At 39.8% G+C, this 12,134-nt stretch carries 10 protein-coding genes; all 10 read right to left on the bottom strand.

The genetic code is table 11. The features are described 5' to 3' along the window. Positions 1-162: 162 nt before the first annotated feature. The 10 genes from gdhA to NE558_RS07595 all read right to left on the bottom strand — a co-directional run bounded on the left by gdhA (position 163) and on the right by NE558_RS07595 (position 12,134). Positions 163-1,509: an NADP-specific glutamate dehydrogenase gene (gdhA, locus tag NE558_RS07640; RefSeq protein ID WP_256149410.1), complete on the bottom strand. Its 1,347-nt coding sequence runs from the start codon at positions 1,507-1,509 to the stop codon at positions 163-165. A 493-nt stretch (positions 1,510-2,002) separates the two neighbouring features. Next, positions 2,003-3,046, bottom strand: coding sequence for a rod shape-determining protein MreB (mreB, locus tag NE558_RS07635; RefSeq protein WP_256149409.1), 1,044 nt, complete (start codon positions 3,044-3,046; stop codon positions 2,003-2,005). Between the two features lie 109 nt (positions 3,047-3,155). After that, positions 3,156-4,346, bottom strand: coding sequence for a S41 family peptidase (locus NE558_RS07630; protein ID WP_256149408.1), 1,191 nt, complete (start codon positions 4,344-4,346; stop codon positions 3,156-3,158). A 186-nt stretch (positions 4,347-4,532) separates the two neighbouring features. Beyond that, a complete protein-coding gene (ftsX, locus tag NE558_RS07625) occupies positions 4,533-5,432 on the bottom strand; it encodes a permease-like cell division protein FtsX (RefSeq protein ID WP_256149407.1) in 900 nt (299 codons plus the stop codon). Further along, positions 5,422-6,108, bottom strand: a complete 687-nt coding sequence (gene ftsE, locus NE558_RS07620) for a cell division ATP-binding protein FtsE (protein ID WP_066052554.1) — start codon at positions 6,106-6,108, stop codon at positions 5,422-5,424. The genes ftsX and ftsE overlap by 11 nt, the downstream gene beginning before the upstream one ends. Positions 6,109-6,419: 311 nt before the next feature. Beyond that, positions 6,420-7,511, bottom strand: a complete 1,092-nt coding sequence (locus NE558_RS07615) for a PucR family transcriptional regulator (RefSeq protein WP_256149406.1) — start codon at positions 7,509-7,511, stop codon at positions 6,420-6,422. Positions 7,512-7,812: 301 nt separating this feature from the next. Continuing rightward, positions 7,813-8,667, bottom strand: a complete 855-nt coding sequence (locus NE558_RS07610) for a YitT family protein (protein WP_256149405.1) — start codon at positions 8,665-8,667, stop codon at positions 7,813-7,815. Positions 8,668-8,671: 4 nt separating this feature from the next. Further along, positions 8,672-9,403 carry a WecB/TagA/CpsF family glycosyltransferase gene (locus tag NE558_RS07605; RefSeq protein WP_256149403.1) on the bottom strand — a complete coding sequence of 244 codons (732 nt, stop codon included), beginning with the start codon at positions 9,401-9,403 and terminating at the stop codon, positions 8,672-8,674. Then, positions 9,400-11,643, bottom strand: coding sequence for a polysaccharide pyruvyl transferase CsaB (gene csaB, locus NE558_RS07600; protein ID WP_256149402.1), 2,244 nt, complete (start codon positions 11,641-11,643; stop codon positions 9,400-9,402). The genes NE558_RS07605 and csaB overlap by 4 nt, the downstream gene beginning before the upstream one ends. A gap of 14 nt (positions 11,644-11,657) precedes the next feature. Next, positions 11,658-12,134: a DUF4330 family protein gene (locus tag NE558_RS07595; protein WP_256149401.1), complete on the bottom strand. Its 477-nt coding sequence runs from the start codon at positions 12,132-12,134 to the stop codon at positions 11,658-11,660.

Raw genomic sequence — 12,134 nt, 5'->3', positions numbered from 1 at the left:
AAACAAAACGCAAAAAACCCCCCTGCATTTTTGCAGGGGGGTAATCTATTAGGAACCAACCTATTTTTTCATCTTCCCCATCTGTTTAACCCTTAAATAAACAGATTTAAATTGTTACATCCGGAAATGACGCCCTTGTCATCTCGTCGTTTTGTTTGGTTATTATACCAAACCTTGAGCCATCATAGCAGCAGCAACTTTCTTGAAGCCTGCAATGTTAGCGCCTGCTACCAAGTCATAGCCTAAGCCATATTCTTCAGCTGCTTCCACAGATACAGCGTGAATGTTTTTCATGATACCTTTCAACTTTTCATCTACTTCTTCAGCAGACCAGTTGTATCTCATGGAGTTCTGAGCCATTTCCAATGCGGAAACTGCTACACCACCAGCATTTACAGCCTTAGAAGGACCAACAACCAAGCCTTTGCTCTGGATGAATGTCAATGCTTCGTTTGTTGTAGGCATATTTGCAACTTCGATGTAGTACTTTGTGCCATTGTCGATGATCTTCTGAGCTTCGTCCATGTTGATTTCATTCTGTGTTGCACAAGGCATGCAGATATCAACTTTAACTTCCCAAGGTTTTGTCTTAGCAACAAACTTGCAACCAAATTTGTCAGCATAATCCTGAGCGCGGTCACGACCAGAAACTCTCATTTCAACTAAATAGTCGATTTTTTCAGGTGTGATAACACCATCAGGATCATATACATAGCCGTCAGGACCGGAAATTGTTACAACTTTACCGCCCAATTCAGCTACTTTCTGGCAAACGCCCCAAGCAACGTTACCGAAACCGGAAATTGCAACTGTTTTGCCCTTCATTGTATCGCCCAAGTGAGTCAATACTTCATTTACATAGTAAGTAGCACCAAAGCCTGTAGCTTCAGGTCTAATTAAAGAACCACCAAATTCAAGGTTCTTGCCTGTGAGAACACCGTTCTCCCAAACGCCTTTGATTCTCTTATACTGTCCGTAAAGGAAACCGATTTCTCTACCGCCAACACCGATATCACCAGCAGGAACGTCAACGTCAGGACCAATATGTCTGTAAAGTTCTGTCATGAAAGCCTGGCAGAATCTCATGATTTCCATGTCGCTCTTGCCTCTAGGATCGAAGTCGGAACCACCTTTACCACCACCGATAGGCAAACCTGTCAAGCTGTTTTTGAAAATCTGTTCAAAACCAAGGAACTTGATGATACCAATGTATACGGAAGGATGGAAACGAAGACCGCCCTTGTAAGGACCGATTGCACTGTTAAACTGTACTCTGAAACCACGGTTAACTTGTACTTTGCCAGCGTCATCAACCCATGTTACTCTAAAAGAAATAGCTCTTTCAGGCTCTACGATTCTTTCTAACAAACCTGTTTTTTCATATTCAGGATGTGATTCTACTACTTTCTCAATAGAGTGAAATACTTCTTCTACTGTCTGGATGAATTCGGGCTCACCAGCATTACGTTTTTTAACCTGTTCGATTACACTTGCCATATAAGCGTTCATAACTCATTGCCTCCTACATTTGTCTTTTCTTTAACTTTATTTTAACTCTAAGACCTAAAAAAAATACTTCGCCGTTGAAGCATCTTTTCATAAAAAACTTGGCAATTTCCTCTTTTATTTTAACAACAAAGCGTCCATCACCTTGTTTTACGTTGATATTATAACACACTTTTTTCTTTTGTGTAGGACTTTTTTGAAGTTTTATCTTTATTTTTACACAAATTTTATGCCCTAGAATTATGCAAAAAAACGTTTAATATTTATTTTGATATAATTCCCCTTTTATGACATAAAAATACACAAAAAACACTTCATTTACACATGATTTGTATACACAATATACGACGTGTGTTTTTTTAGGAAAACAACACTTCTTTCTTATTGATTAATTAACCCTGTTGTTTGAGAAGCTCTTGTTCCTTTTCGCCTCTTCTGTTATCATTTCCACAAAAAAGTGCAATTATAAGAAAAATTCTTATAATTGCACATCTTGTTATTTCTTATTGAAAAAACCCATTTTTACTTTGCTATCTTCGCCCATTGCATCGGCCATAAACTCAATATACCTTCCTGTGCCAATGGCAACACAGCTAACTGCATCTTCAGCAACCATGGCATTTATCCCGGTTTTACTTTGAATCAGTTTATCCAATCCATATAATAAACTGCCGCCCCCGGTCATTACAATTCCTCGTTCAAAAATATCAGCGGCCAATTCAGGTGGTGTGCGCTCCAAAACGCCATGCACCGCATCAGAAATTGCCAATGCAGATTCAAGAAGCGCTTCCATCATCTCATCTGAGGTAACCGTAATATTTTTAGGCAGACCGGTAATTAAATTTCTGCCTCTTACATCCATGCTTACAGGCATAGAACGTTCAAAGACTGTACCAATCTCAATTTTTAAATCTTCCGCTGTTCTTTCACCAATTAAAACGTTATGTTTCTTTCTCATATAACGAATAATTGCATCATCGAAATTATCACCGGCAATCTTTAAGGAATAGCTCACAACGGCTCCTCCCAAAGAAATTACAGCAATATCTGTGGTTCCGCCGCCGATATCCACCACCATACTTCCGCAGGCTCTGGAAATATCAATGCCTGAACCAATGGCTGCAGCAATGGGCTCTTCAATAATATGAACCCGCCTTGCGCCCGCCTGTCTGGTTGCATCCTCTACTGCACGTTTTTCTACCTCCGTTGCACTGCTTGGTACGCATACAGCAATGGTAGGCTTCACAAAAGAACGTTTCCCCAAGGCTTTCTCTATAAAATACTGCAACATTTTTTCCGTTACATCAAAATTTGATATAACACCTTCTCTTAATGGACGAATTGCAACAATATTGCCTGGTGTTCTTCCCAGCATTCGTCTGGCTTCCTCCCCAACAGCTAAGATGCTGTTGGAATCTTTATCAATGGCAACCACTGAGGGTTCACGAATTACGATTCCCTGTCCCTTGATATAAACCAGCACGCTGGCTGTACCCAAGTCTATCCCTATGTTATCGCCAAAACTCATAAAATTGAACATGATGACGCTCCTTTGTCCCTCTAAACTCTCTGTATTCTTACAGTATACTGGAAACATACTGTTCTGAAAAGATGTATTTTTACAAAAAAACCATTATTTTACCTTTTCTCTAAATTTTCTCATCTAACACTGAAATACCCTCTTTCAGCTGAGTATCATCTACCAAAGGTATATCTTTTGCATCTTCATACCCCGCAGGCAGCTCAACTACCTTATCCGGCGTAATTCCTGTACCATGGATAGAGATTCCATTCGGTGTAAAATATTTCTGAATGGTAATATTTAATCCTGAGCCATCAGGCAAGGTAAATAATCGTTGTACTAAGCCTTTGCCAAAGGTTTGGGTTCCCACCAATGTGGCAGCTCCCATATCCTTTGCTGCCCCCGCAAAAATTTCAGAGGCGCTGGCGCTGTTGCCATTTACTAAAACAACCATTGGAATATCCAAATATTTGTCATCACAAATAAGCTCTTCCCGCTTTCCTTCTTTATCCTCCGTATAGACCATAACACCCTTGGGTAAAAGCTCATCCCCAATCAAATAGACAGAACGAACCAACCCGCCGGGATTATTTCTTAAATCAAGAACCAGTCCCTTCATTCCTTGGGCTTGCAATTCCTTTAATGCCGCCATAAATTGGTCATACGTGTTTTCTTTAAAACCACTGATACGAATATATCCTTTTTCCTTATCCAGCATTCTACTTTCAACACTTTTCATAATAACGTCTTCTCGTTTTAGCGTAAACGTTTGGTTTGCTCCTGTAGATGGTCTAAAAACATCCAACTTTACTGTACTACCCACAGGGCCTCGCATTTTCTCTGCTACATCGCTCAAAGTAAGGCCGGTAACATCCTCGCCATCAATTTTTTGAATAATATCTCCGGCCAAAACCCCCGCCTTTTGGGCAGGATAACCCTCCATTAAAGAATAAACAACAACGCCTCCATCTTCCGATTGAAACACTGTTACACCAATGCCCTCAAAATGCCCACCTGTGTTTTGCAGATATTTTTCTAAATAATCTTTTGTCATATAATATGTATACCTGTCTCCAACACCGGCAACCAAGCCTGCAAACATGCCCTCATTCAGCATATCCTTATCCAAGTCATCCACATAATATCTATCTAAAAAATCCTCAATCACATCCATTTTTGCCGCCTTAGACATGCCAATGTCAAAAGGCAGATACTGCCAAGGCACCCACTGTTGAATAAGGGCAGTTCTTCCCACCATGGAACACACTAACATCACCGCTATCGCAGCGCCAAACCCTTTCCAAAAATCCTTTTTCATTCATTCATTCGCCTCGTTTTCCTACGACTTTCTTTTATCCTATGAATTGCCTGTGAAAAACATACCCTATGACCCTCATGAAAAAACCATCCTGCCTCGTTCTTTTTTGAAAAGTTGCTCCTGCAAACGCATTGCTACCGCTCTGCCCTTCTCAAAAAGCTTTTCCGCCCGGATGGTTCCCAATTTTTATACCTGTAAATGCTTACGTATGGAGGTCACACTGCCAATTACACCTAAAAGAACGCCAAAGACCAACGCTACTGGGAATAACACAATAAAAATATCACCTGTAAGCAAAAATTGTATCATCTTAATTACAGGGAAATAGCTATACAGTGAGCTGATAACCTTTGCATAAATGGGCATACCAACAAGTAATGGGATGACCGCCCCAACCAAGCCAATAATTACACCCTCAATGATAAACGGCCATCTGATAAACCAGTCAGTTGCGCCAACATATTTCATAATATTAATTTCAACCCTTCTGTTTACAACAGAAATTCGGATCGTATTCATAATAATCATGATAGAAATAATGCCTAATATCAACATGACTAAAATACTGGCAATATTAAATACTTTGTTGGCCTTCATAATCAACTCTGTTTCCGTCTGACCATGACGAATGTTATCAATGCCATCAATACCCTTCAGCGTCGCCAATACACTGCCCTGATTATCAATGCTGTCCAAAGTGATTTGGAAGGAGTGGGATAAGGGGTTGTTTGTTTCATCCAGCCCTTCAAAAATATCCTCATCTGCGCCCCAATCCTTCTTTAAAGCCTCCAGCGCATCACCGGGAGAAATATATTGCACATCCAAAACGTGATCTATCTTTGAAATTGTTGTCTTCATTCCCTCAATTTCCTGGCTGGTAGGATTTCCCCCCAGAAAAACAGAAATGCCTATAGAATCTTCCATTTGCTGTAGAATATGCTGCAAATTCGATGCAACACAGTATGAGAAAGACATTATGGAAATACAAGCCATTACCGCTACAATGGAAGCCACTGTCATCAGCAGGTTTTTCTTTAATCCACTAAGGCCTTCTTTTAGAAAATATTTAATTGTACTAGGCCTCATCGCTATACCCACCTTTTTTAATATCTCTGACAATTTGTCCCTGTTTTAAGGTAACAACCCTCTTTTGCATATCATCCACAATATCTCTTGCGTGGGTTGCCATTACAATGGTAGTTCCCCGCTTATTGATATCATCCAACAACTGCATAATACCCCAAGCTGTCTCAGGGTCAAGGTTACCCGTAGGTTCATCACAAATCAAAATGGGAGGATTATTAACAATTGCCCTTGCCAATGCAGTTCTTTGCTGTTCCCCACCGGAAAGCTGATTGGGATAACTTCTTCCTTTTTTCCCAAGGCCAACCAATGCCAATACAGCTGGAACATTTCTGCGAATAATACGGCTGGGTGCCTCAATTACCCGCATGGCAAATGCAACATTTTCATATACGGTTTTATTGGGCAATAATCGGAAATCCTGAAATACTACCCCTAAATTTCGGCGAAGATAGGGAACTTGGTTCCTGCTCAATTCATTTGTTTTCACACGGTTAATGGTAATATCTCCTGTTGAGGGTTCCAGTTCCTTTAAAAGCAGCTTAATTAGGGTAGATTTCCCCGAGCCGCTGGAGCCTACAATAAACACAAAATCGCCTTTTTCAATATGTAGGTTTAAGTTTTCAACTCCACGGGAGCCGTTTGGATATGTTTTCGTTACGTTATTGAGCCATATCATTAACGTATCTTCCTTTCTTCCGTAAATTTTAAAAAATATGAACAAATATTTCATATTTCGTCATTTTTCCTTACAATGCATTCTAAAGTATAGCATAAAACGCCTATACGAACAACCCTAAACCACCATTCGACTTCTTGGAAATTATTAAAAATTTGTTAATAAGGATGTTTTTCTTATAATACGCCTCAGTCAAATTTAAACTTGACATTAAAAATAGATATTTTCTTCCAAATAAATATAAAAGCAGATAGCTCCCCAACATCTCCAATGGAAAACTATCTGCTCTTCGTTCAGAATCTTGTTTTAAATCAATAAACCATCTTATCCATATAAATCATATATTTACTTACCATTAAGGTAATCTTGAAAATAATTGCATCATCAAAATTTCTTAAATCCAACCCTGTCATCTTCTGAAGCTTATCTAATCTGTAAACCAAGGTATTTCTATGAATATACAGCTGACGGCTTGTTTCAGATACATTCAGGTTATTTTCAAAGAATTTGTTCACCGTTGCCAAGGTTTCGTCATCAAAATCGTCCATTGTTAAACCATGGAGAACTTCCTTGATAAACATACGGCAAAGGGGCAAAGGCAGCTGATAAATCAGACGGCCAATTCCAAGCTTTTCATAATTTACAATAAACTTATCAGTCTCAAAGATTTTGCCTACTTCCAAAGCCATTTTAGCTTCTTTATAAGAACGGGAAACATCTTTCAAATCACCCACAATAGTACCGCTGGAAATATAAACACGACTGTTTGTTTCGGCATTTAAAGTTTCCTCAACGCTCTTGGCAAAACGGTCAATATCATCAGCAGATTCCTTGTCTTTCAATTCTTTTACCAAAATAATACTGTGTTCATCCACAGCTGTCACAAAATCCTTAGTCTTTGCAGGGAAAACACTTCTCACAATCTCAACTACATTCATTTCCTTATCGATATTTGTTTCAATCAAATATACAATACGGTGAACATTGTTTTCGATATGTAGCTTTTTCGCACGGCTGTAGATATCCACCAAAAGCAGATTATCGAGCAACAAGTTCTTGATAAAATTGTCTTTGTCATATCTTTCTTTGTAAGCCACCAGCAAGCTCTGAATTTGGAAAGAGGCAATTTTACCAATCTGGTAACCGGCCTCATCCTCACCCTTTACCTGAATTACATACTCGGGCACACCATTGTCATAGATTTTGAAATATTGATAGCCCAAAATCAACTGACTTTCTGCAGGGGAGCTGATAAAATTCTCCACAGCATCAATCTGCCGTCCAATCATGTTTTCCTCGGTTGTGGCGATAACTTTTCCTTCTTTTTCCACCACGCTTAGTTCCTTACGGGTGATGTTCTTTAAACCATCAATTGTGCTTTGCAAAATCTGATTGGAAATCATTGCCCTCTCTCCTCAAATTAGTATTTTTATTTCTCTTTATCCTGATACATCAGCCTTTGGGTAACATAAAGACTGTTAAATATGCCGAAAAGATACCATTTCATCTATTGATAAAATAGCCTAATCCTATTTTATAACATAATCACAAAAAAATAAAGAGAAATTGCAAAAAAAACATACAAAATCTCTTTGTATTTAAATTTTACATAAAAAGAGATAGTTTTTTTTATTTAAACTGTCTGAGACGCTCAATTTTTGTACCGAAACGGATACAATAAAAACGAATTTTTACTGTTATTTTTTACTTTTGCATCATGCCCTCCCCTAAAACTTCCCGAATATCGGTAACAAGCAAAATCGCATTTCTGTCAATATTCATGATAATGCTTTTGGCTCCTTGAATCTCTTTTTGGGAAAAGATACAAAACAGAATTCCCCGTTCGTCGGCACCAAGGTTTCCTTTTCCACAAAATTTCGCCGCATCCCTTGCTAATCTTAGGTTTAAAACACAGGCTATTTCTTGTGCATCTTCTGAGATGACAATTGCAGCCCGTACTACATCTCCACCCTCTAATACCCATTTCGTACATCTTTCGGTTATAAAGACAGAGAGTATGGCGTACAAACCGCTGATACCGCCAAACATAAGCATACCTGCCGATATAACCACTGCATCCATTATAAATATTTTTTTTGAAATGGAAGGTCTTGGCCAAATTCTCTGCATTAAGTATGCGGCTAAATCAACCCCACCTGTCGTTCCGCCACAGCGTAAAACTAAACCAATTCCTATTCCCACTAACGTACCGCCGTACACTGATGATATCATATAATCGCCTGTATAAAAGGTAATATCCTGCACCAAAAAAAGCATTAATGAAAATAAAAGAGAGGTCAAAATTGTTTTTCCAACAAATCGACCTCCCTGCATTTTCCAAGCCGCAAGAAAAAGAGGAAGGTTCAATACAGCATTTACCAACCAAAGGGGCGTGGGGAATCCAAGCTGTGCTGAAGTAAAAGCATTGAGCATAATACCGATACCTGTTACACCCCCGGCAACCAAATGTGCCGGCTCTAAAAAGCATTGAATGCCAATGGCCATAAGCAGTGTTCCGCAAATACTTAATACAATATCCTCTATTTTCTTTTCATACATAACATTATCTCCGCTTCCTCATTTTCAGGACTGTGAAAGCAAAAATTGGCAAGCGCATCATTCTGCGCCATCTGGTGGGTTGTGTAATCAGGCGGTAAAACCATTCCAAACCAAGCTTTTGAAATACCTTTGGTGCCCGCTTTACATTTCCTGCCATTACATCAAAGCTGCCGCCCACGCCAATGGAAACTCTAGCTCCAAAAAGACGCATATTTTCATATATCCATTTTTCTTGTTTGGGCGCTCCCAGTCCTACTAACAGTATGGACGGAGATAGTTTTTTTATGTCATGAATTATCTTTTTTTCTTCTTTTCCATCAAAGTATCCATTGTGAATGCCAACAATCTTCAACCCAGGGTATTTCCTTGTCATTCTTCTTGCCGCTTCCGCCGCAACACCGGGGGATCCGCCAAAAAAGTAAAAGGTATGATCCGTTCCTGCCAATTCAGAGAAAAGATTTTGGGTCAAGTCATACCCTGCCACCCGCTCCTTCAAACGAATAGAGCTGTATTTTGAAGCCCAAACTACGCCAATTCCATCAGGTACAACCATATCCGCTTCCCGCAAAATGGACATAAGCTCCTGATCCTTCTGAGCTTCCATCACAATCTCAGGGTTTGGTGTACAGATAAAATACTGCCCCTCGGTATTTAAAAGAATTTTTACCCTTGCTATGGCTTCTTTCATCGTTACCGCATCAAAGGGTACATTTAAAACCTGTGTCAATTTCCTCATTTTTTTCGCCCTCTTCCGTGCCGCAAAAGCTTCGCAAGATACTGCTCATTCTGGTGCGCCTGCCCTTCCAGCAATGCTTCTTTCTCTTCTAAAATCTCAATATACTTTTCTCTGTTATGGATAATATCATCCACCATTTCCAGTGTTTTATCCATATCAAATTCCTTTAACTTCCCGCCACTGGGCATTTCCAGCTTCTCCAAATAATACTCAATTTTAGGGTCATAAATAAACCCAATCAAGGGTACCTTTTGCCGTGCCGCAAATATCAGTGTGTGTAGACGCATGCTCAAAATAAAGTTTGATAAACTAATGATCCCCATCACTTCATAGGGAGAATAGTTATTATGAAGAATATAAGCATTTTGCTTCATTTTTTTGCGAACCTTTTCACTTACCGTAATGTCATTGGGCATCTGCATAGCCAAAAAAACAATGGTTCTATCGTATTTCTCAATAATGGTATCACACAGCTTAGCAAAACGATCAATAAACCGATCCATCTCCCGCCAGTTACGCACAGAAACCACAACCAAAGGTTTGTCTAACGGAATACCTTCTGCTTCCAGAAGACTTTTTGCTTCATCCTTTGTAATGCTTTCCATGGTAAATACAGGGTCAGCAGTCACAAAACACTTTTTGGGATTGACCCCCATGGAAAGAAGTTCATCGTAGGAATTTTCCTCTCTGAGGGTAATCAAATCCGCACGATTCACCACCTGTTTTACCAACCGCCTGTTTCTTTTTCCTGAAACAGGGCCAATGCCGTTGGCATAAAGCATCACTCTTTTACCCATAAGCTTTGCTGCAACGGTAATGGAAAGATAATACATTAAGGATCGGGTGCTGGTGCTATCCTGCAATAATGAGCCACCGCCGCTTAGCAAAACATCACAGTCCCGCACTGCACGTAAAACCTCCCAAAATCCAAAACGGTACACAGCTTCAATGCCGTACTTTTCTCTGGTGCCTACAGGATTATTGGAAAGCACAGTAATGTGGTAGTTGTCACCCATTTGCTGAATATTTTTGTGCATGGAAATCATAATTGCCTCATCACCTGTATTGTTAAAGCCATAATAACCGCTCATAACTACATGATACTGAGGTGTATGCATTTCCTTCCAAGCTCTTTCATAAGCCTTCACACAATCCAGAGCCATTTTTGTAACGGAATAGTATTGGAAAATAACCTCCCTGCCATAAGCCCCCGCCTGCTGACGCTGTTCTGGGGACATCTGGTTAAAGGCATAAACCACATCTTGATACAATTGTTTTTCTGTAGATAATTCACATCCACGACAGCAGAAATTATTTTCTTGGGCAAGCTCTAGCTTATCCCGTCCGAAAATGCCAATATAACCTTCGTTACCTGCAACGATTGTGGTTTTTTCCCCAGCCATGGCTTCCAATGCCGCACGGCTGACACCAACAAAAACGTCCCCAACGGCTACCAGCTCATTTATATCTGTTCTTGCACCTGTCATGGTAATACAGTTTGCCCCTATTTGCTTATTTGCTTCTTTGCTCTTTTCCAACAGCTCATTATAAACATCGCCGCCGCCAACAATAATCATACGAAGGCCGGGAATGGCCTGGGCAAGCTGAGGTGCAAGGGATATGAGCTGTCTTGCAACCAACGCACGGCTTTCATCCATACGGCTTACATAAACTAAAGTAGGGTCTTCCTCCTTTAAGGAAAATTCCTTTCGCACTTTACTGCCATCCGTTTGGGGTGAAAACTTTTCTGTATCAATCCCATTAATGGTAACAAAAATATCTTCATTGCGCACATGATAATTTTCGATTAAATATCTGCGAATATCCTCACTGACTGCAACAACCTTTTGACCCCAGTTAGTCAAATATTTCAATCCCATCCCTGTATAGAAAACCCAGTGAGCTGACGTCACAAAGGTAAATTTCTCTTTTTTAAATAGCAATCCACAGATAAAACCCGGAATTCTTGCATGAGAATGAACAATATCCACTTTTTCCTTGCGAATGATTTTTTTCAGTAGAAAATAGGATTTAATCATCTTAAATACGTTTCGCTGATGCATGGGTACTTTATAATGCTTAATCCCAACCTCTTCCAATTCTTTTTCGTAAACACCACCATTGGAGGCCACAATGATATCATATCCTTGCTTTTTCAATTCCTTTGACAGCTCAACCACATGGGTTTCCGCGCCGCCGATTTCCAGACCCATTAAAGCCATTAATATTTTGTAATTCATATCCACCCCGCCTGTCACATTTCAATATTTGTAACCTTGATTGTAGGCTTTGCATACTTTGTAAAAACATCCATTTCAGAGTTTACCTTAAGCTCAACCACACCATCCACAAAATATCCATCTTCTTTTTCCATCACAGAGCCATCAATGGTCATTTTCACTCTATAATAATCAGGATATTGGGCACGAACCACACCGCCATTGCCATCGGGCAAATTATAAAACAAAGGAGAGTACTCAATTCCCTTGATTTCACCGATGCAAATTCCTGTCTTATCATCAAATATTAAATCACCTTCATGAAGTGCTTTCACCGTAGGCATACGCACCTTATCAATAAAAGCGGTATATGTGGTTTTCTCCGCCTCTTCATCAACCCCTGAGGATTCCACCCGATTAATGACACCAGTCTTCAGAACGGCTAAAGCAACCACAGCCACTAAAGTTAGTATAATCAGTATATCTACGATATTCGGTCTTCTTTTGGCCAT

This window comes from Anaerotignum propionicum (genome assembly GCF_024461735.1).
In the GTDB taxonomy this organism is placed as follows: Bacteria; Bacillota; Clostridia; order Lachnospirales; family Anaerotignaceae; genus Chakrabartyella.
Note: the sequence above shows the minus strand (reverse complement) of the source record. Positions and strands in the feature narration are given on the sequence as shown.

Excerpts from the sequence above, each read along its gene's own strand:
- NE558_RS07630 (WP_256149408.1), bottom strand. The coding sequence starts at position 4,346 with ATGAAAAAGGATTTTTGGAAAGGGTTTGGCGCTGCGATAGCGGTGATG.
- NE558_RS07595 (WP_256149401.1), bottom strand. The coding sequence starts at position 12,134 with ATGGCCAAAAGAAGACCGAATATCGTAGATATACTGATTATACTAACT.
- csaB (WP_256149402.1), bottom strand. The coding sequence starts at position 11,643 with ATGAATTACAAAATATTAATGGCTTTAATGGGTCTGGAAATCGGCGGC.
- NE558_RS07615 (WP_256149406.1), bottom strand. The coding sequence starts at position 7,511 with ATGATTTCCAATCAGATTTTGCAAAGCACAATTGATGGTTTAAAGAAC.
- NE558_RS07605 (WP_256149403.1), bottom strand. The coding sequence starts at position 9,403 with ATGAGGAAATTGACACAGGTTTTAAATGTACCCTTTGATGCGGTAACG.
- NE558_RS07610 (WP_256149405.1), bottom strand. The coding sequence starts at position 8,667 with ATGTATGAAAAGAAAATAGAGGATATTGTATTAAGTATTTGCGGAACA.
- ftsX (WP_256149407.1), bottom strand. The coding sequence starts at position 5,432 with ATGAGGCCTAGTACAATTAAATATTTTCTAAAAGAAGGCCTTAGTGGA.
- ftsE (WP_066052554.1), bottom strand. The coding sequence starts at position 6,108 with ATGATATGGCTCAATAACGTAACGAAAACATATCCAAACGGCTCCCGT.
- gdhA (WP_256149410.1), bottom strand. The coding sequence starts at position 1,509 with ATGAACGCTTATATGGCAAGTGTAATCGAACAGGTTAAAAAACGTAAT.
- mreB (WP_256149409.1), bottom strand. The coding sequence starts at position 3,046 with ATGTTCAATTTTATGAGTTTTGGCGATAACATAGGGATAGACTTGGGT.